The sequence below is a fragment of the Hyphococcus sp. genome (assembly GCF_965228385.1).
GTDB lineage: Bacteria > Pseudomonadota > Alphaproteobacteria > Caulobacterales > Parvularculaceae > Hyphococcus.
In genome coordinates, this window is sequence record NZ_OZ245810.1 from 2,750,414 (window position 1) to 2,774,981 (window position 24,568).

The window sequence follows — 24,568 nt, forward strand, 5'->3', positions numbered from 1 at the left end:
AGATTAGTAGATAGGCGTTAAGAAATGCCAGCGCCATCTTTCAGACCAGTTTTTCACGCCTGTCCTATAAAAACCTAACAATTCCGCCGCGATAGCGTTCCTCAACCAGACTGCGCGCGCCGGCGCGCCATTCCGCTAAAATTGGTATCGAGAGCACGCCCGTCAATGCGTCATCGACAAAAAGACCCGGTAATGCGGCCAGCGCTTCCGGCGGCCCTCTGAACAGGCGTGCGCGCGAACCCAGAACGTCGTGGACGGCTTCGCCGCACGGGCCGGCCGCGAGGCCCGGTTGGTTCGGCGTTACAATAAATCGCCGGTCCCAGACCCGCGGCGCGGCGAGGGACGCAGGCCTGTCCGCCGCGACCCCCGCACGGCCGAGAAGCGCGGCGGGTTCGCGGAGAAACCAGAGACGGTTTTTCCATTGTTTCACCATCGCGCCGGATAGAGTCGCCGCGCCGGAAAGCCGCGCATTTGCAACCGCTTCCGCCGCATCGTCTTCTCCCGGCGGATATTCGGCGCCGCTCACCGCATGGATCAGGCGCCGCGCCAGACCGCCGGCCCCGGGCGCCTCTTGCGGCCATCGCGTAAGCGACACGCCGCCCCATGAATAAAAAAGACCGCCGGCGTCTTGCAACAATGCATCTTCATTGCGTCGCAATGCGGTTTGCGCCGCCTGCATCTTACGGGCGGTTTCGGAGAGTTTTGGCGCGGTCACGATATCCTGCTCGCCGAGCGCTGCCAGCAAGGCGCGGATGCGTATACGCTCAAACGCCGGATCGTCATTCGACGGATCGTCAATAAAGTCCTGATCGCGGCCGCCGAGATAATCGGTGAGGGAAGATCTTGAGACATCAAGCAGCGGCCGCAGCAGACGCAGCGGCGCGCCCGGCCCCGCCGCGACCATCATCTCGCGCTTCATGGCCGAAAGACCGTCGACGCCGGCGCCGCGCGCCAGCCGCATGAACAGCGTCTCCGCCTGATCGTCTTGCGTATGCGCCGTTAGCAGCGCGCCGCAGTCATGCGCATTGGCGGCGTCGACCAACAGCCTGTACCGCGCGCTTCGCGCCGCCGCCTGGACCCCGGTTGCGGGTTTTCGCCCTTCCCAGTGCAATGTTGTGTGGGCTACGCCAAGCCGGTTGCACCAGTCGCGCACTTGCGCGGCTTCCTTTGACGATTCGGCCCGCAAGCCGTGATCGACCGTAAAAGCGAACAGTGAAACAGGCTGACGGCGCGCATAACGCGCGCACAGCCGAAGCAGCGCCATTGAATCCCGCCCGCCGGAGACGGCGAGCGCAAGACGCTGCGGCGCATTCAGCGCCGTTAAATGCGTGAAAAAAGTCTCTTCGAGCGCGGCGCAGTATGTTTGATCGCTCACGCCTGTTGTTACTGGCAGTCGATGCGCGTCATCTCAAGCTCGGCGCGCTGCATGACGGCGCGGGGCGCATTGGGGTGCTTTGATTGCATGGTTTTGAAAACCGTGCAGGCTTCGGTTGGCTTGTCGAGCCGTGCAAAAGCCGTCCCCAGTTTCAGATAGGCTTCCGCCGATCTTCCGTTGTTCGGATAATTGCGAATATGCGCGATGAAGGCGTCCGCCGCCGCGGCGTTTTCTTCCAGCGCCAGATGAATCTCGCCCAACCGGAACTGCGCGTCGGGCGTGCGCGAATGGTTCGGGAAAGCTTCAAGATAAAGCGAAAAGGCCGCTTTTGCGCGCTGATAGTCGCCCGCCAGAATAAACCCGGAGGCGTAATCAAACGCCGCATTCGGATCAAGCGGCAGGGAAACATCTGCGCCGCCATAGCTGTCGCCGCCCGGATCGCGCTGCTGCGCGGGCATTTGATCCGTAAGGGGATCATCGGCGGGTTGCTGACGGCCCATCAAGTCGACGGGGCCGCCGCTGCGCGCGCCGTCATCAGCCGGGAAACCGTATCCGTCATCCAGCCCGGCCTGCGCCCCCACACTGTCGCCGGCAAGCGCCGCGCTGATGGCGTCGAGACGCCGGTTCGCCTGATCGAGTTCGTAGGTCAGTTCCTCGATGCGGCCGGTGAGGCGCTGGTTCTGTTCTTCAAGCTCGCCGATTCTCATCAAGGCGGCGCGCTGTCCGGCAAGCGCCTGCTGCACATCGGCCATTTGCGCCTGCAATGCACGCACATCGTCTTTCGTGCCGGCTGACGCCGCGCCCGTCATTATCACCGCGCTGAGAATGGCCAGAATGCCTGCTTTGACGCTCTTCATGATCATCACCTTTACTTTCAACCGGCTCGCATGACCGCCAGCGCGCCTGAACTGATACCTGAACTTTCCTATGTATAATCCAATACCACAGATCGCCAATATGGCGCCAAACTGCGGCGAAAAAAGGCCGCCGCCGGCACAGAAAAAGCGCGCCAATCATAACCAGACCGGCGCGCTTTCAAGCTTTTAACGGGCTCAAGCGCGAATTTAAGCGCCAACGCCCTGAATTGTCGTCGTCGAATTCCGGTTCATGGACCAAGCCTGCTCGGTTGAACGCGGATCGATCGGACGCTCCTTGCCGTAGGAAACCGTCGTAATGCGAGACGCATCAACGCCGAGGCTGACGAGGTAGGATTTCGCCGCTTCCGCCCGGCGCGCGCCAAGCGCAAGGTTGTATTCGCGCGTGCCGCGTTCGTCGCAATTGCCGGCGACCAGAACACGCGTTTGCGGATATTCCTTCAGCCACGCCGCCTGCTTGGCGAGCGTCGACTGCGCCTGCGGCGTCAGGGTGTACTGATCATAAGCGAAAAAGACGCGGTGCCCCGCCGCCTGCTCAAGATCGGTCTGCGAACCCGGCTCAACGCCTGTCGGCTGTGCGCCGACATTCGTATCGTTCGACGCCGTGGTGTCGAGACCGACGTCGTCATTCGTGCTTGCGCACGCGGAGAGCAACGCCAAAGTCGCAACAGCCCCCGCAAATTTCATCATTGTTTTCATAGCTTCTTTGCTCCACTTCCCCAGTCTTAGGCCTCAACACCTCAGGACTGATTTGTCCGGCCGGCGGGACCGCCCCCACCCTCAGCCAATTTGCTGCGTTTATCCGTTACGCTTCGCGGGCGCGCAAAATCACAACGGAATACTTAATTCCCCCGTCTTACAATTCCGTATCGGTCGGCCTTCAAAGTTTAATTCAAAGGTTTAACCAATTTGTGAATCGTAGCGAGACCCGCGCCAGCAATCAAGAACGACTGTTCCGGCGCGAAAATGAAATTTCAGTTACGAATCGCTCCTGTTTTTCATCCAAATTCTAATAGGTTACGGCAATAGCGGCGACCAGGCGGGGTCCGATGCGTCCCCCGGCGTGCGCACCCGACGAAGATTTCTGCCGGTCAGATCGACAGACCACAGAGAGGTTTCGCCGCCAGAGCCGTCGGCGCGCGTCGGCGACTGGCGGTAGAACATCAGCACCCGGCCATTCGGCGACCAGGTGGGCCCTTCTTCCAGAAAGCTCTCGGTCAGGAGCCGTTCGCCGGTCCCGTCCGGACGGATAACGCCGATATAGAAACGGCCCTGATAGGAGCGCGTAAACGCAATGAGGTCACCGCGCGGCGACCAGACGGGCGTTTGATAGCGCCCATCGCCGAAGGTGATCCGCTTCTGGTCCGAGCCGTCCGCATTCATCACGTAAATCTGCTGGGAGCCGCCCCGGTCAGAGGTAAACGCCACCCGCCGGCCGTCCGGCGACATGGTGGGCGAAGTGTCGATGGCGACATTGTTGGTGAGCCGCGTTAATTGCCGCGTCGACAAATCCATTTTGAAAACGTCGGAATTGCCGTTTCGCTCCATGGACATCAGCACCTGGCGGCCGTCCGGCGAAAAGCGCGGCGCGAACGTCATGCCGCGGAACGTGCCGAGCCGTTCCTGCTCGCCGGTTTCGATATTGAACAGATAGACCTGACCCGGACGGTTATCGAACAGCGCCATGTAGGTGATCTGCTGCTGGGTCGGCGAAAAGCGCGGCGTCAGCACCTGATAGTCGAGACCGTCCGTCAGCGGGATCGGATTGGCGCCGTCCTGATCCATGATCATCAGGCGTTTCACGCGCTTATCCTTTGGCCCGGTTTCGTGCACGAAAACGACGCGCGTATCGAAATAGCCGTCTTCACCGGTCAGCGTTTTATAAACAAAGTCGGCCACCTTGTGAGAGGCGCGCCGCCAATTGTCCGCAGGCGTCTTAAAGGCGACGGCGCCGAGCTGCTCGTTCGCGTACACATCCCATACGCGCGTTGAAACCTGAATGCGCCCGTCGGATAGCTCTTCGACGTCGCCGACAATCAGGACCTGCGCATTGATGATGCGCCAGTCAGCAAAACGCGGGCGCACATTGACGCTTTCGGGCTTTTCAATATAGGCGCGCTGATCGATCACCTGAAACAGCCCCGACCGGTCGAGGTCGTTCATGATGACGCCGGTGATATCGCGGCCAAGTTCAGCCGTCTGCGCATCGGCGCTCAAAAAGTTCGGCACGGCAATCGGCATCGGATCGACATTGCCTTGCGTGATGTCGATGCGCACACGCTGTGCGTGCGCCGGCGCCGCAACGCCGATTATCAAGACTGCAAGGACAACTAATATTCTAATCATGTCTCAAACTCTTTCCTCTTTGCCCCCGCTCGCTTTCATTCCGGCGTCATTCCATCGGCCTCATGCCGACTTCAAATTCTTTCCAGTCGTTGTATCGCGCCGGATCAAGAAAATTATATGGCTGGCATGCCACAACGGCTCTGACGGAGGCTTGTTCAGCAACTTTCCAGAAACGATTGTTTGAAAAGTTTATCTGCATTTCATTTGCAACCCGCGGCTGGCTCAACAACGTCCCGTCACGATTAAGTTCAAATTGCAGAACAACCAAAAGGTTTTCAGGGTTCGGCGCGCCGATCAAGGAAGACGTATTATAGCACCTTTCGATAGCCGCGACCATTTTCGCCTTGTCGCTGGCCGTCAGACGATCGCCGGCGCCAACCGCCTGGCGCGCCTGATCCGCAGTCTCGGTGACTTGCGAAGGGCTTTCCGCCGGGCGTTGCGCGCGCTCGTTTTCTTTTTCTTTGTTCACAAGCTGCGAGAGCGCATCCAGATCAAGCTCGGCGGTTTTTTGCTCCTGCGGCTGGACCGCCGGCGTTTCTTCCGGCGGCTCGGGCTCAGGTTCCGGCTCTTCTTCAGGCTCTTCCGGTTCCGGCTCCTCGATCACCGGCGCCGGTTCGGGTTCCGGTTCAGGCTCCGGTTCCGCTTCGGCGACTTGCTGTTCAGCCGGCGCGGGCGGCTCTTCTTCAGGCTCGGGCTCCGGCAGATCCGGCTCCTCGATGTCTTCTTCCACAGGCTCCGGCGCCGCAGCCGGCACGCTGGTCGTCAAGTCCAGTTCGGCCTCGCGGATCAGCTCCAGCGGCACATATTGCTCCGCTGTGACATCCGGAAATTTGCGGAACGGCGGCGTCACGAACGCCGCCCCGACAATCGCCAGGTGCAGAAGAACCGATGTGAAGACGCCAAAACGCATGAACTTAAGGGGCCTTATTTACCAAACCGTCCGTATGCGTCACTGAAGCTCGGGATCGGTAACGAGTCCGATACGCCGGAAACCAGCCGCATTGATGCGCCCCATAACGCGCACGACATCGCCATAGGCCCGGTTCTGATCGCCGCGGATGAATATTCTCTGGTCGTATCCGGCGACGGCGACCGCTTCCAGATGCGAAATGAGGTTTTCGTATTCCACCGGCGTTTCCTGCACGTAGATCGTACCGTCCGCAGACACCGTGACGGTCAGCGGCTCGCCTGTATCCTGAATGGGATTGGCCGCCGTTTCCGGCAAGTCAACAGAGACGCCCACCGTCAGCAGCGGCGCGGCGACCATGAAGACAATCAGCAGCACCAGCATGACATCGACGAATGGCGTGACGTTGATCTCCGCCATGTGGCGCGTGCGGCCGGGCCGGTGACGCCCGCCGCCGGGATTGAGATTGGCGCCCATCAGCGCGACCTCTCGTCAAGCTGGCGCGATAGGATCGCCGAGAACTCGTCGGCGAAACCCTGCAGACGAACGGCGAATGAATTGAGCGCGGAAGAATACCGGTTGTATCCGACCACGGCCGGGATCGCGGCGAGAAGACCGAGCGCTGTGGCGAACAACGCCTCGGCGATACCGGGCGCGACCACCGCGAGGTTGGTGTCTTTGGTCAGCGCGATCGCCTGGAACGCGTTCATGATGCCCCAGACCGTGCCGAGAAGGCCCACAAACGGGGCCGCCGAACCGACGGTGGCGAGCACGCCCAGACTTTTCTCAGCCTTTTCCAGCTCGCGTGAGACCGACACATTGAGGATTTTGTCGATCCGGTCGCGTGCGGAAATCGTCAGCGCCTCCGACCGTCCGCTCGTCTTGGCCGAACTCCATTCCTCCATGGCGGCGGCGAAAACCCGCGCCATGGGATGATCCTGCCGGTCGCGCGTCTTGCGGTATAGATCGTCCAGCGGCTTGCCGGACCAGAACTGGTCTTCAAATTTGTTGGATTTCGACTTCAGCCGCCCGAAAGTGAGCGATTTGTCGATAATCACCGCCCAGGACCAGATCGAGGCGATGACGAGAATGCCCATGACCGTCTTCACGACCGGGTCAGCGCGCAGGAACAAGCTCCATAAGCTGAAATCAGCTCCCACACCGGCGGTGGCGGCGCTTACGACTTCTGTTTCCATTATTCTTACATATCCCCTGATACTGATCCGCTGACCTTTTAGCGGGACTTTGTGACCAAATTTCATTGCCGCCGAACGCAAAAACCTTCGGATTCGGCGCGCATCATCTCTCTTGCGCGGCATGCTCCCGCGCGAAGCGAATTCATGGTTAACACCGAACGGGCGTGCTTTTAATCCCCTTATGCCGGGAAATTGGGCGAATGCGAGGCTTTGGGAAGACTTCCGCGCGGCGATTGCCAAAGTTTAATCCCGCCTTAACAAAAGCTTAACGCTGTTTTCCCCGCGTTAAAGGTTCTTTCGGGAAAGGACGGCGTCATAGGCGGCGAGCGCGGCGAACCCGGCCCAGCAGCAGATGCCGACAAATTTGGCGCCGTCCTCCACGACAATCAGGTCGAGGTCTTCCAGGACCACATCCCATCCTGTGCTGATCATGAAAAACAGGGCCGTCGCCGCCGCCAGCAAAAACCGCGTCGCCAGAATATCGCGCGCGAAAACTGCGCCGTAACCCAGCATCATGAGCGCGTAAGCCCCATATGTGACGATCTCCGGGACGCCGCGATAAGGCAATACGTCCTCATGCAGCAGGAACAGATCATCCAGCATGAAAATGAGGGAGATCGCCGCCGTCGCGCAGAGGAAAAGACGCCGCCGCCGGCCCGCAGCGACGCCGCGATCCATGAGAGCCGCCCCGAACAGCGCCACGCTCGCCGCCATTCCCCACAACACAACGCCAAGATTGGAAACCGCGCCAGTGTAATAGGTACAGCAATTTTCATCGAGCGCGGCGCTGGTGACGGTATCGCGCAAGAGAATTTCCGGGCTCGCCCAGGGCTGCAGTTGAACGGCGGCGAGCAACAAAACCGGCGGCGCGACGACAACGCCGAGTAAAGGCAGATCGCGCCATGCGCGTTGAAAGAGACTGTTCATTCTGTCTCTTTAAGGCGTTCAAGAATATCGGCGGGAAGCCGACGCGCCGCGCCGGCGAGATTCATACAAGCGGCTTCAACGGCGGCGCGCGCAATCAAGGTTTCTTCCCGCCAGATTTCCTGAGCCAGAAACATCCGCGCGCCTTTGGCCGACAGAAATTGCGTGCGCACTTGTAGCATATCGTCGATCCGGGCGGGCGCGATCCATTCCGTCGTCATCTTGCGGACGGCGAAGGCGAGCGGTTCATCGCGTTTGAGCATTTGCGAATGATGAACGCCGACCGCCCGCAACGCTTCGGTGCGGCCGCGTTCAAAAAACTTCAGATAGGCGGCATGATAGACGACACCGGAAAAATCCGTGTCCTCGTAGTAAATTCTTATGCCCAACAGATGCGTGCGCGGTTCGCTCATGGCTCTTTAATGTCGCAAGCCCGCTTGCCCTGCAAGGAAAAGGCGCTGTAACCAAGCCAAATGAAAATTATCGGCAATCCGGACTGGACCAACCCCGCCGTGCGGGCGAAGAACGCGCTCGCCGCCCCTTTGCGCCGCACGCTGGCGCTGACGGGCAAGTGGGCGCCGGCAGGCAAGGCTGCGCGGCAAACCGAACAGACCGAAACGCTGACGCTTTCCGGCGACAAGCCGGCGCAGAAAAGGCTCGTTTACAAACTACGCCGCCCTGAAAGCGAAACGGTTGAAAACCTTCTGTACACGGCGGAAGGCATGGGCGTTCTGAACGGCGGGATCGTCGAGCGGTTTTCCGTGCGCGCGCCCTCCGTGCCGGAAATCCTGAAAACGCCGAAAGACGCCGCACGCACCATTGCGCAAGGGACGGTCATCGAAGCGGAAACGCCATACACTTACGGCGACTGGGTCGGCGACTTCGTTCGGGCCATGGCGACGGCGAACAAGATCGCCGGGCCCGTCGTCATGCCGGCGTTTCTGGCTGAAAAACCTTATGTGGCCCGCGACATCGCCGCGCTTGGATATTCAATGGAAATCGCAGACGCGCCCTTGCGCATCGAGAAAGCGATCGTCTTGCGAAAGACAATTCCGAGTTACTACTGGCGTGAAGAAGATGTCGGCGCCTATCGCGCGGCGTTCGGGCTGGCGCCCGCCAGGGCCCGCAAAGGCTCGATCACCTATCTCGGCCGGTTCGGCACGGTGTCGGAATCGGTGCAGCGGGACTACCCGTCGGAAAGTGTCGCGGCGATTGTCGAATCGCTTGGCGGTTTTGTTTTCGACGCCCGCCACGCCGCGCCGGATAAATTCAATGATATGGCGCCGCAGATGGAAACCGTCATCGCCGATCAGGGCTCGGCGCTGTTCGGCGTCATGCACTGGCGCACGAAAAACGTTATTGAACTGACGCGGCGCGACTGGTGGCACAGCGCCAATCTTTTTATCGCGAAAGCGTCAGGCGTCGAAAACTACGCCGTGATCGCCATTGACGATCTTGACGAGGCCGCGCTCCGTAATCGGATTGAAGGCCATTTGCGTGAGTTCGGCGTTCTAGCGTGAATAGACGATCATATTATCAAGCAGCGTCGTCGCGCCTTGGCCGCTCATCCAGAATATGGCGATCATTCCGGCCGTGAACATGGTCCATACAGCGCCGAAGATCAGCAGAAACTTGATCGACTGATTGACGCCGAACGAAAGCACCGCCCGTTCGGGCTTCGACGGGTCGTATCGCACCGCAACTTGCGCGCCTGAAGGCAAAGCGCTGTGAATATCACTATGAAACTTGCGGCTGCTTGATCCTGAGTACCCGAACGCAATTTTCTTGCCTTCGATTTCGCGGCCATTGGCGTTGTAGGTGTAGCGCACATCCGTTCTGTACGTCGTGTCGCCCTCGCTGTCAGTACTGGTGATGAAGTCCGATGAAAGGATGGTCCCGGGCGTCGTCGGCCAATTTTGCGCCTTGTTCGACATGTTGAGCGAATGCAGTCCGAAACCGAGAATGCCGAACCCGACCGCGAGAAACAGTCCGAAAAACAGTGTCAGAAAAATCGATCCGCTCATGCATGCGCCTCCCCGATTTTGCGCCGGAAGGCTACTTCGCATTCCTCACCATATTATGACCAAGCGCGGTCTATTCGTTCGTAAATAAATCATCCGCGGCGCTTTTCGGCGCGGACAATCCCAGATGCGTCCAGGCGCTCTTTGAAAGAACGCGGCCGCGCGGCGTGCGCTGGATCAGGCCCTGCTGCAAAAGAAACGGCTCGATCACATCCTCAACCGCGTCGCGCGCTTCCGCCAAGGCGGCGGCGAGGGTTTCAACGCCCACCGGGCCGCCGCCGAAATGCTCCGCAATCAGACGAAGATAGCGCCGGTCCAGCGGATCGAGGCCGAGCCCGTCGATTTCAAGACGCTTGAGCGCCTTGTCGGCGACTTTCGCGTCGATGCAGCCGGCGCCTTCCACCGTCGCCACGTCGCGCACCCGGCGCAACAGCCGTCCGGCGACGCGGGGCGTGCCGCGCGCGCGGCGCGCAATCTCATCGGCGCCGTCGGCGGACATTTCAGCGGAAAGCAATGACGCGCCGCGCACAATGATCCGCGCGAGGTCTTTTTCGGAATAAAAATCGAGCCGCACCGGAATGCCGAACCGGTCGAGCAGCGGCTTCGCCAGCAGTCCCGAACGCGTCGTCGCGCCGATCAACGTAAAGCGCGGCAGATCGATGCGGACGGAACGCGCCGCAGGCCCCTCGCCGATGATGAGGTCGAGGGCGTAATCCTCCATGGCCGGATAGAGCACTTCCTCCACCGCAGGCGACAGGCGGTGAATTTCGTCGATGAACAAAACATCGCCCGCTTCGAGATTGGTGAGGAGCGCGGCGAGATCGCCGGGCTTGGTGATCGCCGGGCCGGACGTCGCGCGGAAATTGACTTCAAGCTCGTTGGCGACGATCTGCGCCAGCGTCGTCTTGCCGAGACCCGGCGGCCCGTGGAAGAGCACGTGATCGAGCGCTTCGGCGCGCGCCTTCGCCGCCTGCACGAAAACGCGGAGATTATCCTTCGCGCCCGGCTGACCGACGAAATCGTCAAGACGCTTGGGACGCAGCGCGGCGTCCGCATCTTCCGGTTTGCGCGCGCCTTCGATCAGCCGGTCGTTATGGTAAGCAGGTTCAGCCATTATTCATGCTACGCTTTATTGTTTCCTCAAGACGTTCAAAAAATTCTGTTTGAAATTTCTCAACTCTCTCAAGGTATCGCCGCTGCTGCTCGTCTTCCTTGGCTAAATAATCGTCGTATTTATCAACATGATTTTTATTCGATCGGCCCATAGTAAGCATGAGGAACAAGAAAAACACTATAAAGATCAATAGCGGCGCTAGGTTTAGCAAAAACTCTAACCAACGTGGAGTTTCTTCCTCGGCAGCCCTGTGCTGAATTCTTACAGGAATACCTGCTTCATAAAGATGGTCAGCAATAGGAGTTTGCGGTGTAACCTGAGCGTAATAACGAGATCCATCAGTCGTTTTTATATTTATCCACCAGCCATCTCCTGAAACGCGCCCCCACTCCACAACTCCATCATCAATAAATTTGCGAATGTCAAAATAAGTGACTTCTTTATCTTTACTCTCATCTGTAGAAGTGGCTTCTTGCGCCAACGTTGGGGAAACAATCGTCACTACCGAAACAAGAAGCAGAATTAATCGACTCATTTTATTACTCCTCACGCCGCCGCCAGTTCTTTCAGCGCCGCCTTGATCAGCGCTTCGACGCCGGGCTCGTTCATCGCTTCCGCGGCGCGGGCGACGGCGCGGCGCGCCTCCACCCCGTCATAGCCTAAATTGGCGAGCGCGGAGACCGCGTCCGCTTTTGCGCTGAGCGCCGGGTCAGCAGGCGGCCCGCCCGCCGCTTTTTTGCGCGCGGCCATGGCGATCACCTCGCCTGTCGCGCCTGCGAGGCTTCCCGCTTTCGACTGCAATTCGGTGACGATGCGCTGGGCGAGTTTTTTACCCACACCATGCGCGCGCGAGACTGCGGTGACATCTTCCGCCGTCACCGCATCGTACAGTTCGGAGGGCGTTAAAACCTGCAACAGCCCGAGCGCGTGCTTGGCGCCGACCCCTTGCACGCTCTGCAACAGGCGAAACGCCTGACGCTCATTCTCCGAGGGAAACCCGTAAAGCCTGATCAGATCCTCGCGCACCAGCGTTTCAATCGAGAGCGCCGCCTCCTCGCCGACGCCGAGATTTTGCAACACGCGCGGCGCCGCATGGATTTCGTAGCCGACGCCGTTCACGTCGATCAGCGCTGTATCCTCCGAAACGGAAATCACCAAACCTTTGAGCCTGCCAATCATCTATGACGCCTCCAGTCGTCTGAACGTTCCGTGATGGGCGTGACAGATGGCGACCGCCAGCGCGTCCGCCTCGTCGCCCGCCACATCGCCGCATTTCGGCAACAGCACTTTCACCATGGCCGCCACCTGGCGCTTGTCCGCATGACCCTTGCCCACCACGGATTTCTTCACCGAATTCGCCGCGTATTCCGAGACGGGCAAGCCGGTCAGCGACGGCGCGAGAAGCGCAACGCCCCGCGCCTGCCCCAGCACCAGCGCATCGCGCGGAGAGGCGTTGACGAATGTTTCTTCAACCGCCGCCTCATCCGGGCTGTATTCTTCAAGGAAAGCCGTGAGCGTTTCGAATATCGCGCCGAGTTTTTGCGCGTGCGGCGCCGCCCGCTTTGTGCGGATCACGCCGGAGGCCACATAGGCAAGCCGGCTTCCGGCGCAATCGATAACGCCCCAGCCCGTGGCGGCTGAGCCCGGATCGATTCCGAATATGCGAATCACGCCTGTCATGGCGCGACCATGACCCGTTTCGCAGCCGAACAAAAGAACAAAAGGGGAATTAGCGCCGCCGTTGCAGGCGTTTTTTCAGACTTTCAACGTTTTGCCGCAACGGCGCATCAAGCAACTCCGGCTGCGCCAGCAGATCATCCAGCAGGGCCAGCGCACCCGCCTTGTCCTGATCGCGTCCGTCCCCTTCGGCCAGCGAGACGGCATATAAAAACATGCCCTGAGGATCGCCCGCTTCCGCCGCCCGCTGAAATAAATCGGCCGGAGAAAGGCCGTCCGCTTGCGCCGCGCCGTCATGAATCATCAGGCCGTAGCCGACGAGCGCCGGCGGGAAACCGGCTTCGGCGCCCTTGCGCATGTGTTCCGGCGCGGGCGTCCCGTCAGACGGAACAACGCCGGATTGTTTCAAAAGGGCGAGATTGTAGTGCGACACGGGATCGTCCGCCTCGGCGGCTTTCTCAAACCACATGGCGGCTTCCTGCGTGTTTTTTGAAACGCCGTCGCCGGAGAGATAGGCGATCGCAAGGTTGCGCTGCGCTTCGGCTTCGCCCGCCGCCGCCGCCTCGCGGAAAAGCGAAATCGCGCGCGCCTTATCCGCCGTAACGCCGTCGCCTTCGGCGTACATCACGCCAAGCCGGAGTTTGGCGCGGGCGTGCCCGTGCCGCGCCGCCAGCTTGTACCAGCCCGCCGCCGTGGCGGCGTTTTGCTGAACGCCCTCTCCGGCGAAAGCAAGTTCGCCCAGTGCGAATTGCGCGTCCGGCTGGCCAGCGCGGGCCGCCTTTGCATAGAGCGTCAAGGCCTGCTGAACATCTTTCTGCGTTCCCAGACCGTTTTCGTACAGATAGCCGAGGAGATGTTCCCCATCCGCATCGCCTGCTTCGGCGAGAACCGAAGCTTTTTCGAACGCTGCATCATATTCACCGTCCAGCAGATGCTGAAACGCCTGGGCTGCGTCTTCGCCGGCGCGGGCAGGCGCGAGCGAAAACAGGATTGCAAGCAAGACACATGAAAGGCGGTGCATCATTCCGCTGAGGATAGGATGGTTTTCACCCTGCGCCTAGCGCTGCCGCGGTTTATCGCGCGTCCGGCTGCAGCGCGATCTCAGCCTGATCCGCCGCGCGATGAACGCCGCCGAGAACGGCCAGTGAAAAACTCAGCGCGACGATGGCGACGCCGCACGCCACAATATGCCAGTTCCATCTCATTGCGTATCACCCGCGATTGCCAGATCGGCGGCCAGCGCCTTGAAGCCAACAACGCAAGAATCATTCCGGGTTATCGCTTATGCAGCTTTGATTGCGGCGTTGAACGATTTTACCGCCGCCGCCGGCCCGTCTGCATGGTTCCACACCGCAGCGGACGCTGCGAGAAAATCCGCGCCGGCGCGCACCAGCGGCCCGCAGTTTTCGGGCGTGATCCCGCCAATGGCGACGCAGGGCAAGGTGGTTGCAAACGACCACCATTCGACCAGTGACGGCTCGGCTTTCGTGGAGGCCGCTTTCGTTGCGGTTGGAAAAAACGCGCCGAAAGCCACATAATCGGCGCCAGCCTCGCCCGCCTGCAACGCCAGATGTTTCGAATTGTGACAGGTGACGCCAATTGTGGCGTCGTCGCCCAGCACCGTCCGCGCTTTTTTGCACGAGGCGTCGGACTGACCCACATGAACACCGTCCGCGCCGCATTTAACAGCGAGGTCCGGCCGGTCGTTTATGAGAAAGGCGACATCATGTTCGCGCGCCAGCGGTATCAATGTCTCTGCGGCGCGAAGAATCTCCGTATCGCTCGCTGGTTTTTCCGCCGTCTTCAATCGCAACTGAAAACAGGCAATGTCGCCGCCGCCAAGCGCGCGCGCGAAATCATCGCGGATCACATCGAGATCATCGATCTGCGGCGGCGAGATGAGGTATAAACGGCAATCATGGCGCATCAGCGCTATATAGACTGACCTATGCGGAATTTAATAGCGCCCGCGTCAGGCCGATTGCAGGGCGGCTCTTTCACGCTCGGCCCGTTCGCGCTCCGCCTGTGTTTGCGCAACTTTAGGTTTCAATAATTGTCGTTTTATTTCCGCCGGGATGGCATTATAGAGCGACGGTGCCGCGATGTTCAGACGCGCACGCGCTTCGGCGAGCGGCAGCGGCAGCAATTCCTCCACATCATATTCCAGAATCCATTCAGATTTGCGCGCGTTCCGTTTGGCTTCAGCCAGCGCCTTTTGAATCGGCTGAAACGGCTGTTCCAGTTTCTGCGCCAATAAACCTATGGCGACGATCAGTTTAAATCCGGGGTTTCCGGTCTGCTGGCGCGTAAACACAAGGTTACAAAGCTCTCCCAGCGCATCGCGGCCATAACCGGTCAGCACATGCCAGAGATCATGGCTGACCTGAAGATGCATGAATAGCCGCATATATTCTGAAAACTCAGGATACGCATCATATTCTATGCCAGCCTCGCCGGCGGCCGCCAGAAGACCGTCGGGGGTCAGGTTCTCCCCTTCCATAAAGGCGAGATAAGCGCGGCCGAGACTGCCTTCAGGCAGCGTTCTCAGATAATCGCGATCGCCAAGGAACTCTTCGAGCTTGATCGGCGCATCGACGACGCGTTTTCCGTAGGGCGCCGCCGTGAACCGCCTGAACATTTTTTTTGCCGAGTCGCCGGAAAGGGCCTGTACAATTTCAAAAACCTGACGGGTGTCTTCCTTGTTACGTACAAGGCGAATGACGCTAACGAATGCATGGAACGGCCGCACCGGCATGGACGGCGGGGTCGGATAGCCGTTGATCCATTCATAATCTTCCGGCGGAATTTCTATGCGTTCGACTGACGGGCTTGTGGGATCCACCCCTTGCGTTGTCATGATGCCGCCATCCTCCTGTTCCGCCAGTGTTACGGGATAGCGTTACACTGGCCAGTTTACATAAAAGATGTTGCGCTCATCAACAGCGATTTCAAGAGCAGAATCGGAAAAAAGCCGGGCGTTTGGCCTGCGACATGACAAGAAGCGCCGGCCGCCGGCGGGGCCCCCGCGGTCATCCGGCGCGCGAGGCTTCGTAAATGCTGTCGATCGCCTCCGCGAGCTTGGCGTTGAACACCTCATCGCTCTGATCTGCGGAAAGACCTTCGGTCAGCGCCCGCGAAAAGCTGGCGATCATGCCCGTGTTTTGCGCCAGTTTTTCATTCGCTTCCGCGCGCGAATAGCCGCCCGAAAGCGCAACCACGCGCATCGTACGCGAGTCATCGATCAGCGGTTTGTAAAGGTTCGCATTGCTCGGCAGTGTCAGTTTCAGCATGATTTGTTTACCGTCCGGCAAATCCGCCAGATGCTTTTTGATTTCCGCCAGGAGGATATCTTCCGCTTCCGCCTTGTCGGGTATCGAGATCGTCACCTCGGGCTCCAGAATGGGAATGAGCCCGTGGGACAGGATCTGTTTGCCGGCCTCGAACTGCTGGGCGACGATGGCGGCGATCCCTTTCGGATTCGCGGCGTCAATCACCGAGCGCATTTTGGTGCCGAAAATTCCTTTTTTCACAGCGCGCTCAAGCAGCGCGTCGAGATCCGGCATGGGCTTCATCAGCTTGACGCCGTCTTTCTCTTCCTCAAGCCCCTTGTCGACTTTCAGGAAGGGAACAACGCCGCGTTCCTCCCAGAGATATTTGGCCGTAGGCGTCCCATCGATATCGCCGTCCATGGTCCGCTCGAACAGAATGGCGCCCATAACCTTGTCGCCGGTAAATGGCGGCGCCTTGATAATGCGCGAACGCATCTCGTGGATGAGACCGAACATCTCCTCATCGTTCGACCACTGACTGTCGTCGACACCGTAGAGCTTCAGCGCTTTCGGCGTCGAACCGCCGGACTGATCGAGCGCGGCGATAAAGCCGTCCTTGTTGGCGGCCTGGTCCGCCATTTTCGCGTTGGTCATCAATTCCTCCCGAATGTCGATTAAATCGCCGGTTTCACTGATCCGGCGATTGTTCCAGCGCCGCCACGCCCGGCAGCGTCTTGCCTTCCAGCCATTCCAGAAACGCCCCGCCTGCAGTCGAGACATAGGTGAAATCATCCTCAACGCCGGCCGCCGCCAGCGCCGCCACCGTATCGCCGCCGCCGGCCACGGCGACAAGATCAGACTCTTCCACCTGTTTCGCCGCGAAACGCGCCGCCTCCACCGTCGCCGTGTCGAACGGTTTGATTTCAAACGCGCCCAGCGGACCGTTCCACACCAGCGTTTTGGCGTTCTCGATTTTATCCGCAATCCGGTCGACCGTGTCGGGCCCGAGATCAAGGATCATATCGTCGCCCTTCACCGCATCCGCGCCGACGACTTCCCGGTCGGCGCCTTCCTTGAACTCTTTCGCCACGACGACATCGGTCGGCAAAACGATCTCGCAGTTCGACTTTTCCGCCTGCGCCATAATCTCGCGCGCCGTATCCGCAAGGTCGGGTTCGCAAAGCGATTTGCCGACATTGACGCCCCTGGCGAACAAAAACGTATTCGCCATGCCGCCGCCGACCACGAGAACATTCGCCTTGCCAACAAGATTTAACAGCAATTCAATTTTGGTGGACACTTTTGCGCCGCCGACCACCGCCATCATCGGCCGCACCGGCGCCGATAGCGCGGCTTTGAGATAATCAAGCTCACGCTCCATGGCGCGACCGGCGGCGGACGGCAGCAGGCGCGCAATCGCTTCCGTCGAAGCGTGCGCGCGATGCGCTGATGAGAATGCGTCATTCACATAAAAATCGCCATTTTCCGCCAGCGCTTTTGCAAATTCCTGATCGTTCGCCTCTTCGCCGGGATGAAAACGGGTGTTCTCGAAAACGGCCACATCGCCGTCGAGCATATTCTTGACCGTCTTGCTTGCAGGTTTGCCGATGCAATCCTCAGCAAATTCAACCTGTCCGCCCAGAAACTTTTCGAGCGCTTTGGCCGCCGGTTTCAGCGACATGTCTTCGTCAGGTTTTCCCTTTGGCCGGCCGAAATGGGACAGCAGCAGAACTTTCGCGCCTTTTCTGGAGAGTTCCTGAATGGTCGGCAGGGACCGCTCTATGCGTGTTGCGTCCGTTACCTCGCCATCTTTCATCGGTACATTCAAATCGACGCGGACCAAGACCCGCTTGCCCGCGACGTCCAGATCATCGAGCGTTTTATAACCCGCCATTTGCTTGCTCCTCGCCGTCCGCATCGCAGTAATAAAATGTCACCGGCTCGCCGCCGTTTCGCGAAATGCGCAACCGTTCTCCGTCGAGATCGACGTCAGCAGTTTCCATCACGGTCTGGCCTTCACCAGTGCAACGCATTTCAAGCCGCCAGCCGCCGTCGGTCCCCTCTTCCGAAGACAGGATATCGCAGGTGTTTTCATATCCCAGAAACTGATCCGCCGTGAATTCAACGGGTCCCGGCTCGCCCGGCGCAACGGCGCACAGCTCTTTGTCTGCGGCCCATACGCCGATATACAGCGGATCAGCCGCGGCGCCGACAAGCGGCTCGCCCTCTTCGGTGGCCTTGGGTTCTTCAACGACGACTTTTTCGTTGCACGCCGCAAGCCCGGCGAACGCCAGCGCCGTAAAAATCCTCAAAGAGATACTGGTGTTCATCATGGCCGGCCTCCGCTGAAAAAATCGCCCCGGTGAGAACGATTTTTCAGCCTGAAGAGTTCCCTTTTACAGATAACGCGCCATTTCCAGCGCCGTATCCGTCATGCGGGTCGAGAAACCCCACTCATTATCGTACCAGGTCAGAATGCGTACGAGCTTGCCTTCGAGAATTTGCGTCTGATCGAGGGCGAAAATCGACGAACGCGGATCATGATTGAAGTCGGACGAGACGAGCGGCTTATCCGTAAAGCCCAGAACGCCTTTAAGTTTGCCGTTGGCTGCTTCCGTAATGGCGTTATTGACCTCTTCGACTGTCGTATCCCGCTTTGGCGTAAACACGAAATCGACAACGGAAACATTCGCCGTCGGCACGCGCACCGACGAGCCCGCAAGCTTTCCGTTGAGGTCCGGCAATACAAGGCCGACCGCTTTCGCCGCGCCGGTCGAGGTAGGGATCATGTTCATCGCCGCCGCGCGGGCGCGATAAAGGTCCTTGTGCATCGTATCGAGCGTCGGCTGGTCGCCCGTATAGGAGTGGATCGTCGTCATATAACCGCGCTCGATGCCGATCGCGTCATGCAGGACTTTTACGACCGGCGACAAACAGTTCGTCGTGCACGAGGCGTTGGAGACAACCAGGTCTTCCGCTGTCAGGCTGCCGTGATTGACGCCGTAAACAATCGTCTTGTCGGCGCCGGAGGCCGGCGCTGATACGAGAACCCGTTTTGCGCCAGCTTCCAGATGCAACGCGGCTTTTTCTTTCGACGCGAAAAAACCTGTGCACTCGTAAACGATGTCCACATCCATTTCGCCCCAGGGCAGTTTTGCCGGATCACGCTCGGACAATACCCTGATAGGCCCCTGCCCGACATCGATCGTATCGTTGCGCACCTTCACTTCGTTGGGGAATCTACCATGCACGGAGTCGTACTGAACAAGATGCGCGTTCGTCTCGACGGGACCGAGATCGTTGATCGCCACCACATCGACGCCCTTGCGCCCGGTTTCCACAATGGACCGCAGCGCCAGGCGCCCGATCCGTCCAAAGCCGTTAATTGCAACTTTTAGAGCCATTCATTCCTCCTACCCGATCAACCGTTTGGCTTCGGCGGCGACCGCCTCGGCCGTAACGCCAAAATGTTTGAAAAGATCGCTGGCCGGCGCCGATGCGCCAAACCCGCTCATGCCGATAAAACTGTCTTCGGGACGCAAGAACGCGTCCCAGCCCTGACGCAACGCCGCCTCGACGCCGATGCGCGGCTTGTCGCCCAGTATTTCCCGCCGATAGGCGTCGGACTGACCGGCGAAGAGCTCGAAACAGGGCGCCGAAACGACACGCGCCTTGACGCCGTCCGCGCCCAGCGCTTCGCGCGCTTTAAGCGCCAGCGACACTTCAGAGCCGGACGCAATCAGCGTGACGTCATACGCATCTTCGCCCGCAATCACGTAAGCGCCGCGCGCGCTCAAATTTTCGTCCTGATGCGTCAGACGCGCCTGCTCCAGTCCCTGACGGGTCAGCGCAATAACGGAAGGGGTTGCAATATGCTTCAGCGAAAGCTCCCAGCACTCCGCCGTTTCAACGCCGTCGCACGGGCGATAGACATTCAGATTGGGAATGGCGCGCAACGCCGCCAGATGTTCGACCGGCTGGTGCGTCGGCCCATCCTCGCCAAGACCGATGGAATCATGCGTCATGACATAGACAACGCGTATCCCCATCAACGCCGCAAGACGGATCGACGGACGGCAATAGTCGGTGAACACGAGAAACGTGCCGCCATACGGAACGACGCCGCCATGCAGCGCCATGCCGTTCATCGCCGCCGCCATGGCGTGCTCGCGGATGCCGTAATAGACGTAGCGGCCGGCGTAATTTTCAGCAGACAGAATATCGATGTTCTTCGTTTTCGTATTATTCGACCCTGTCAGGTCCGCCGAACCCCCGACTGTTTCCGGCACGGCCGCATTGACTACGTCAAGCGTCAATTCTGACGCTTTTCGCGTCGCCAGTTTCTGCGGCTGGTCGGTCAGGGTTTTTTTATAGTCAGACAGCGCCGCTGAAAGGTCGCCGGCGTAATCACCCGCCATCGCCGCTTTAAAAGCGTTGCAATGCTCGCTGGCGCTGACGCGCTTATCCCACGCCGCATAGGCATCCTGTCCGCGCGCGCCGGCGTCGCGCCATGCGCTCAAAACGTCATCGGGAATTTCAAATGGCGCATGCGGCCAGTCGAGGCTTTTGCGGGCCGCCGCAATTTCTTCATCGCCGAGCGGCGCGCCATGGGCCGCGTTCGTGCCCGCCTTTTTCGCCGCGCCGTAGCCGATGACGGTCTTGCACGCGATCATCGTCGGGCGATCGGACTGTCTTGCGCTTTCAATCGCCGCTGCGACGGCGTCAGAATCATGACCGTCGACGCGGGCGGTCTCCCATCCGCTGGCGGCGAAGCGGGCAAGCTGGTCGGTTGAGTCGGAAAGCGACACCGGCCCGTCAATGGAAATATCGTTATCGTCCCACAAGACAATCAGCTTGCGGAGCTTTAAATGGCCGGCGAGCGCAATCGCTTCCTGACTGATCCCTTCCATCAGGCAGCCGTCGCCGGCGATGACATAGGTATGATGATCGACAACATCCTCGCCGAAACGGGCGTTCAGATGCGCTTCGGCGAGCGCCATGCCGACGGCGTTGGCGAGTCCCTGTCCCAGCGGTCCGGTTGTCGTCTCCACTGCGGGCGCATGACCATATTCAGGATGCCCCGCCGTTATCGAACCCAATTGGCGAAAGGTCTTTATCTGCTCAAGGCTCATATCCTCATAACCGAGCAGATAGCCGAGCGCATAAATCAGCATTGAGCCGTGACCGGCTGACAGGACGAACCGGTCGCGGTCGGGCCAGCCCGGTTTTTCCACATTAAATTTCAGAAACCGGGAAAACAGAACAGTCGCGACATCCGCCATGCCCATGGGCATGCCGGGGTGCCCGGAATTGGCGCGCTCCACCGCGTCCATGGACAATGCGCGGATAGCATTCGCCATATGTGGAAAATCGTGCCGTGCCTGGCTGGCGTCAGTCATGCGATACGCCCCAAATGAAGCTTGATTAAACGCGGAAATAACGCGAGCGTACATGCATCGCGGCGATGGAACGGTCAAGGCTGGCGGCAGGCCCGCTGGACAGAATCACAAGCCAGGGCCAAATTGACGCGAAAATCATCGATCTGCTTTTAAGGAGCGCTCATGACTTTGTTAGAAAAATCAGTGCGCAATCTGGCCGACGCGCTCGAGGCGCTGGAAACAAAGCTCGACGCGCGCCTCGGCGATCTGGACGCCAGCAGCGATTCCATCGCCTCCGCGAAACGCCAGGCGCAGACCGCGCGAAAAGCGACCGACCACGCGAGCCAGGGGGTCGCCGCCGCGATTACCGACATAAAATCGATCCTGGCTGAAGATGACGGAGCAAACAGAGGCGCCGATGAGTGAAGTTGAAATCCGCGTCAATGGACGCGAGTACAAGGTTACCTGCGAAGAAGGTCAGGAAGAACGTCTGCAGCGCATCGCGGCGTATTTCGACAAGCGCGTGACAAATATGGTCGATGATCTCGGGCAAATCGGCGATGCGCGCCTGATGCTGTTGTCGGCGCTTACCATCTGCGATGAGCTGTTCGAGGCCAGAGAAACCGCTCAGGATTACGAAAACGCAGGCGACGCCCTGGACCCTGAAACTGTGGGCGGCGCGAGCCGCGCGATAGAGGCCGCAGCCCACCGCGTCAGCGAGATGGCGGCGCGGCTGGAAGACGCATAGCGTCAACCGATAGCCGGCAGCGCCGTGGCGCGCTCGGTATCAAGATATTCCGCCGAAACCGGCTTCAGCGAGCCTTGCGCCGTTTCAATGAGCAACGGATTCCCCGTGGGAATCTCAACATTCACGATATCGTCGTCGGAAACGTCGAACAAAATCTTCACCAGCGCGCGCAAGCTGTTCCCATGCGCCGCAATGATCAGCGATTCGCCTGACCTGATACGCGGCGCGATCTCTTTTTCAAAATACGGTTGCACGCGTTCCAGCGTCAGTTTCAGTGATTCTGTCCCCGGCACGACGACGCCGGAGCTTTTGTAGCGCGGGTCAGCGCTCAGATCGAACTCGGCACCGGATTCCATTTCGGGCGGCGGAATATCGTAACTGCGCCGCCAGATTTTCACCTGATCCGCGCCGTGTTTTTCAGCCGTCTCCGCTTTGTTCAGACCGGTCAGACCGCCATAATGGCGCTCGTTCAATTCCCAGCTTCGCGTCACCGGCAGCCACATCCGGTCCATCTTATCCAGCGTCAGCCACAACGTCCGGATCGCGCGTTTCAAAACGGACGTGTAACAGGCGGAAAACTCAATTCCCGTTTGCTTTAAAAGAACGCCTGCTTTTTCAGCCTCGGCGCGGCCCTTGTCCGTCAGATCGACGTCGACCCAGCCGGTAAAGCGGTTTTCAAGATTCCATTGGCTCTGGCCGTGACGAACGAGCGCTAGACGCGTCATATCGGTGCTTTCCTCGTTTTTGTTCTTCCGTCTCTTAGAAGCTGGGCGCAGCCTTGGCTAGACTTCGCCGTCACGAGTAGTAAGGAAGGGAAATTCTCTGTCAGGAAGCAATCAATGACTAAAAAGCCGAATGTTGCGCTTGCCCTTCACGGCGGCGCCGGTGCGCGCCGGGGCCGGGACTATTCAAAGGCCGAACAGCACCTTTTCGAACTCGTTCGGCAGGGTGAGACGCTCTTGAAGGACGGCGCCCCTGCAATCGACGTCGTCGAAACCCTCGTAGCCGAAATGGAGGCCTCCGGTCTTTACATCGCCGGGAAAGGCGCAGCGCCCAATCAGGCCGGATACGCCGAACTCGACGCATCGATCATGGCGTCTGAATCCGGCGGCTACGCGCGCAAGGCGGGCGCCATTGCCGCTGTCAAACATTTGAAAAGCCCCATCAGGGCGGCGCGCGCCGTAATGGATAAAACGCCTCATGTCATGCTGGCCGGACGCGGCGCGGAAAACTTCTGCGCGCGGCAAGGCTTTGAATTCGTCGATGAACTTGAAAGTTATTATGTTGTTCCGGTTGGCGTCGATCCCGCGGAAATGACGCAAGCTGAACTCGGCCACGGCACAGTCGGCGCTGTGGCGCTCGACGCCGATGGACGCCTTGCGGCCGGTACGTCAACCGGCGGCGTTTTCGGCAAGCTTGAAGGCCGCGTCGGCGACACGCCGCTTATCGGTTCCGGTACGTGGGCGGATGAATTTGTCGCGGCCTCATGCACGGGGCTCGGCGAATATTTTATTCTTGCCGGCGGCGCGCAGGATGTAGCAAGCCGTGTCTGCTACCAGGGCGCCGGCCTCAATCAGGCGACGGCCAGCCTGATCAAGGATGTCGGCAAGCTTGGCGGCGACGGCGGCGTCATTGCGGTATCGCGCGAAGGCGAAGTCGCCTTCGCCTGGAATTCCGACGGCATGAAACGCGCCGGCTTCGGGCCCAATCAGGAAATTTTCGCCGCCACCTTTTAATCGCTCTTGACCGCTCGGGCGATCTGCAATTCCAGACGCTTTAGCTCGCGCAAGACCCGGTTCGATTCCATGCGCATCCAGAACCACACCTTCATGAAGGCGACCATGGTGGCCAGAAACCATGCGCCGCCGCCCCACAGGAGCTTTGCGTTAATGTCGGTAATCGTAAAAAATTTCCAGGCGGCGTAAAAGAATGCGATATTCAGGATCGTACCGACAATCAGGCTCATTACCGACACCCACGCCATCCGTCCCTGAAAAACGGATTTGATTTGTCCCATCAATCCCTGCTCGGGAAACTGTTTCAGCAAAGCCCGGTCTTCTTCATTTAAGACGTCTTCAATTTGTTTATCGAGGTCATCCATTGCTTTCTTCTCCTTCCAGCGCGGCGCGCAATTTGCGGCGCGCATACATCAGGCGGGTCTTCACGGTGCCCGCCGGAATCCGCAGCGCTGCAGCAATTTCCGCAACGCTCAAATCCTGTTGATAAAAAAGCGCAATCGCCGCGCGTTGCGGCGCCGGCAACGCATTCAGGGCGGCGCTGAGGCGCGCATTCGGAGAATCGGGCGCGTTATGCGCGCCTTCATAATCCAGACGGGACGCGTCCGCCGCATAGGCGTCCATCAGCTTCCTGTCCCGCTGACGGCGGCGGATAGCGTCCGCCGCCCGCCGCGTTACGATGCGAAACGCCCACGCATGAAAAACACGCACGTCATCAAGTTTGCTCAGTCCTCTTGTAATATCCGCCCAGGCGTCCTGCGCAATGTCGCGCGCCAGATCCGGCTCGCCCGCCAGCCGATAGGCATGCGCCGCGAGCTTTGGTTGCCATCGCGCCGCCAGCCGCTCGAACGCCGCGCGATCGCCCGCACGCGCTGCTGCGGCCAGATATTCATCGAACAGTCTTTGCGTGCTACGGCCCATTATGTTCCCGCTTATGACTGGCGCATTGTTATGAGGTAAGTCGCATTGGCGCCCCTTCCGGTTCAGTCGTCCGGTGAAATG

At 59.5% G+C, this 24,568-nt stretch carries 30 protein-coding genes; 4 read left to right on the forward strand and 26 right to left on the reverse strand.

Annotated features, from left to right (window positions below):
- Positions 1-64 precede the first annotated feature (64 nt).
- The 9 genes from tilS to ybgC all read right to left on the reverse strand — a co-directional run bounded on the left by tilS (position 65) and on the right by ybgC (position 8,036).
- Complete coding sequence (gene tilS, locus ACQK2Q_RS12805; protein WP_425410128.1) at positions 65-1,375, reverse strand: tRNA lysidine(34) synthetase TilS; 1,311 nt, start codon at positions 1,373-1,375, stop codon at positions 65-67.
- 8 nt (positions 1,376-1,383) lie between these two features.
- Entirely contained in the window at positions 1,384-2,232 is an 849-nt protein-coding gene (locus tag ACQK2Q_RS12810) for a tetratricopeptide repeat protein (RefSeq protein ID WP_425410129.1), read from the reverse strand.
- 207 nt (positions 2,233-2,439) lie between these two features.
- Positions 2,440-2,940: a peptidoglycan-associated lipoprotein Pal gene (pal, locus tag ACQK2Q_RS12815; RefSeq protein ID WP_425410130.1), complete on the reverse strand. Its 501-nt coding sequence runs from the start codon at positions 2,938-2,940 to the stop codon at positions 2,440-2,442.
- 327 nt (positions 2,941-3,267) lie between these two features.
- A complete protein-coding gene (tolB, locus tag ACQK2Q_RS12820) occupies positions 3,268-4,596 on the reverse strand; it encodes a Tol-Pal system beta propeller repeat protein TolB (RefSeq protein WP_425410131.1) in 1,329 nt (442 codons plus the stop codon).
- A 46-nt stretch (positions 4,597-4,642) separates the two neighbouring features.
- A complete protein-coding gene (locus ACQK2Q_RS12825) occupies positions 4,643-5,506 on the reverse strand; it encodes a hypothetical protein (protein WP_425410132.1) in 864 nt (287 codons plus the stop codon).
- Positions 5,507-5,545: 39 nt separating this feature from the next.
- The gene (gene tolR / locus ACQK2Q_RS12830) at positions 5,546-5,980 is read right to left on the reverse strand and encodes a protein TolR (RefSeq protein ID WP_425410133.1); all 435 of its coding nucleotides are present in this window, start codon (positions 5,978-5,980) and stop codon (positions 5,546-5,548) included.
- Complete coding sequence (tolQ, locus tag ACQK2Q_RS12835) at positions 5,980-6,699, reverse strand: protein TolQ (protein ID WP_425410134.1); 720 nt, start codon at positions 6,697-6,699, stop codon at positions 5,980-5,982. Before tolQ ends, tolR begins: the two co-directional genes overlap by 1 nt.
- Positions 6,700-6,984: 285 nt before the next feature.
- The gene (locus tag ACQK2Q_RS12840) at positions 6,985-7,626 is read right to left on the reverse strand and encodes a hypothetical protein (protein WP_425410135.1); all 642 of its coding nucleotides are present in this window, start codon (positions 7,624-7,626) and stop codon (positions 6,985-6,987) included.
- The gene (gene ybgC, locus ACQK2Q_RS12845) at positions 7,623-8,036 is read right to left on the reverse strand and encodes a tol-pal system-associated acyl-CoA thioesterase (protein ID WP_425410136.1); all 414 of its coding nucleotides are present in this window, start codon (positions 8,034-8,036) and stop codon (positions 7,623-7,625) included. The genes ACQK2Q_RS12840 and ybgC overlap by 4 nt, the downstream gene beginning before the upstream one ends.
- Before the next feature lie 60 nt (positions 8,037-8,096).
- On the opposite strand from ybgC, the gene ACQK2Q_RS12850 reads away from it, so the two are divergent.
- Positions 8,097-9,143: a hypothetical protein gene (locus ACQK2Q_RS12850; protein ID WP_425410137.1), complete on the forward strand. Its 1,047-nt coding sequence runs from the start codon at positions 8,097-8,099 to the stop codon at positions 9,141-9,143.
- On the opposite strand, the gene ACQK2Q_RS12855 is transcribed toward ACQK2Q_RS12850, so the two are convergent.
- From ACQK2Q_RS12855 to tkt, 14 genes are all read right to left on the reverse strand, one after another.
- Entirely contained in the window at positions 9,135-9,647 is a 513-nt protein-coding gene (locus ACQK2Q_RS12855) for a DUF3592 domain-containing protein (RefSeq protein WP_425410138.1), read from the reverse strand. The genes ACQK2Q_RS12850 and ACQK2Q_RS12855 overlap by 9 nt on opposite strands.
- A gap of 70 nt (positions 9,648-9,717) precedes the next feature.
- Positions 9,718-10,758 (reverse strand): Holliday junction branch migration DNA helicase RuvB, encoded by a 1,041-nt coding sequence (gene ruvB, locus ACQK2Q_RS12860; protein ID WP_425410139.1) that lies wholly within the window; start codon positions 10,756-10,758, stop codon positions 9,718-9,720.
- Complete coding sequence (locus tag ACQK2Q_RS12865; protein WP_425410140.1) at positions 10,751-11,293, reverse strand: hypothetical protein; 543 nt, start codon at positions 11,291-11,293, stop codon at positions 10,751-10,753. Before ACQK2Q_RS12865 ends, ruvB begins: the two co-directional genes overlap by 8 nt.
- Positions 11,294-11,304: 11 nt before the next feature.
- Complete coding sequence (gene ruvA, locus ACQK2Q_RS12870) at positions 11,305-11,937, reverse strand: Holliday junction branch migration protein RuvA (RefSeq protein WP_425410141.1); 633 nt, start codon at positions 11,935-11,937, stop codon at positions 11,305-11,307.
- Positions 11,938-12,438 carry a crossover junction endodeoxyribonuclease RuvC gene (ruvC, locus tag ACQK2Q_RS12875; RefSeq protein ID WP_425410142.1) on the reverse strand — a complete coding sequence of 167 codons (501 nt, stop codon included), beginning with the start codon at positions 12,436-12,438 and terminating at the stop codon, positions 11,938-11,940.
- Between the two features lie 49 nt (positions 12,439-12,487).
- The gene (locus tag ACQK2Q_RS12880; RefSeq protein WP_425410143.1) at positions 12,488-13,459 is read right to left on the reverse strand and encodes a tetratricopeptide repeat protein; all 972 of its coding nucleotides are present in this window, start codon (positions 13,457-13,459) and stop codon (positions 12,488-12,490) included.
- A 49-nt stretch (positions 13,460-13,508) separates the two neighbouring features.
- Positions 13,509-13,640, reverse strand: coding sequence for a hypothetical protein (locus tag ACQK2Q_RS12885; protein WP_425410144.1), 132 nt, complete (start codon positions 13,638-13,640; stop codon positions 13,509-13,511).
- 77 nt (positions 13,641-13,717) lie between these two features.
- Complete coding sequence (gene thiE, locus ACQK2Q_RS12890) at positions 13,718-14,362, reverse strand: thiamine phosphate synthase (protein ID WP_425410145.1); 645 nt, start codon at positions 14,360-14,362, stop codon at positions 13,718-13,720.
- Between the two features lie 45 nt (positions 14,363-14,407).
- Positions 14,408-15,292, reverse strand: coding sequence for a Coq4 family protein (locus tag ACQK2Q_RS12895; protein ID WP_425410146.1), 885 nt, complete (start codon positions 15,290-15,292; stop codon positions 14,408-14,410).
- A 172-nt stretch (positions 15,293-15,464) separates the two neighbouring features.
- Positions 15,465-16,358, reverse strand: a complete 894-nt coding sequence (locus tag ACQK2Q_RS12900; RefSeq protein WP_425410147.1) for a fructose bisphosphate aldolase — start codon at positions 16,356-16,358, stop codon at positions 15,465-15,467.
- 34 nt (positions 16,359-16,392) lie between these two features.
- Positions 16,393-17,598: a phosphoglycerate kinase gene (locus ACQK2Q_RS12905; protein WP_425410148.1), complete on the reverse strand. Its 1,206-nt coding sequence runs from the start codon at positions 17,596-17,598 to the stop codon at positions 16,393-16,395.
- Entirely contained in the window at positions 17,585-18,037 is a 453-nt protein-coding gene (locus ACQK2Q_RS12910) for a hypothetical protein (protein WP_425410149.1), read from the reverse strand. The genes ACQK2Q_RS12905 and ACQK2Q_RS12910 overlap by 14 nt, the downstream gene beginning before the upstream one ends.
- A 63-nt stretch (positions 18,038-18,100) precedes the next feature.
- Positions 18,101-19,108: a type I glyceraldehyde-3-phosphate dehydrogenase gene (gene gap / locus ACQK2Q_RS12915; protein WP_425410150.1), complete on the reverse strand. Its 1,008-nt coding sequence runs from the start codon at positions 19,106-19,108 to the stop codon at positions 18,101-18,103.
- Positions 19,109-19,117: 9 nt separating this feature from the next.
- Positions 19,118-21,103 carry a transketolase gene (tkt, locus tag ACQK2Q_RS12920; protein ID WP_425410151.1) on the reverse strand — a complete coding sequence of 662 codons (1,986 nt, stop codon included), beginning with the start codon at positions 21,101-21,103 and terminating at the stop codon, positions 19,118-19,120.
- 162 nt (positions 21,104-21,265) lie between these two features.
- On the opposite strand from tkt, the gene ACQK2Q_RS12925 reads away from it, so the two are divergent.
- Positions 21,266-21,508, forward strand: coding sequence for a hypothetical protein (locus ACQK2Q_RS12925; RefSeq protein ID WP_425410152.1), 243 nt, complete (start codon positions 21,266-21,268; stop codon positions 21,506-21,508).
- Positions 21,501-21,830, forward strand: coding sequence for a cell division protein ZapA (locus ACQK2Q_RS12930; RefSeq protein WP_425410153.1), 330 nt, complete (start codon positions 21,501-21,503; stop codon positions 21,828-21,830). Before ACQK2Q_RS12925 ends, ACQK2Q_RS12930 begins: the two co-directional genes overlap by 8 nt.
- Positions 21,831-21,832: 2 nt before the next feature.
- On the opposite strand, the gene gpmA is transcribed toward ACQK2Q_RS12930, so the two are convergent.
- Positions 21,833-22,555 (reverse strand): 2,3-diphosphoglycerate-dependent phosphoglycerate mutase, encoded by a 723-nt coding sequence (gpmA, locus tag ACQK2Q_RS12935; RefSeq protein WP_425410154.1) that lies wholly within the window; start codon positions 22,553-22,555, stop codon positions 21,833-21,835.
- A gap of 114 nt (positions 22,556-22,669) precedes the next feature.
- On the opposite strand from gpmA, the gene ACQK2Q_RS12940 reads away from it, so the two are divergent.
- Complete coding sequence (locus tag ACQK2Q_RS12940) at positions 22,670-23,566, forward strand: isoaspartyl peptidase/L-asparaginase family protein (RefSeq protein WP_425410155.1); 897 nt, start codon at positions 22,670-22,672, stop codon at positions 23,564-23,566.
- Here ACQK2Q_RS12940 and ACQK2Q_RS12945 read toward each other — a convergent pair.
- A complete protein-coding gene (locus ACQK2Q_RS12945) occupies positions 23,563-23,931 on the reverse strand; it encodes a DUF6768 family protein (protein ID WP_425410156.1) in 369 nt (122 codons plus the stop codon). The genes ACQK2Q_RS12940 and ACQK2Q_RS12945 overlap by 4 nt on opposite strands.
- Positions 23,924-24,487, reverse strand: a complete 564-nt coding sequence (locus ACQK2Q_RS12950) for an RNA polymerase sigma factor (RefSeq protein WP_425410157.1) — start codon at positions 24,485-24,487, stop codon at positions 23,924-23,926. Before ACQK2Q_RS12950 ends, ACQK2Q_RS12945 begins: the two co-directional genes overlap by 8 nt.
- Positions 24,488-24,568: the final 81 nt, after the last annotated feature.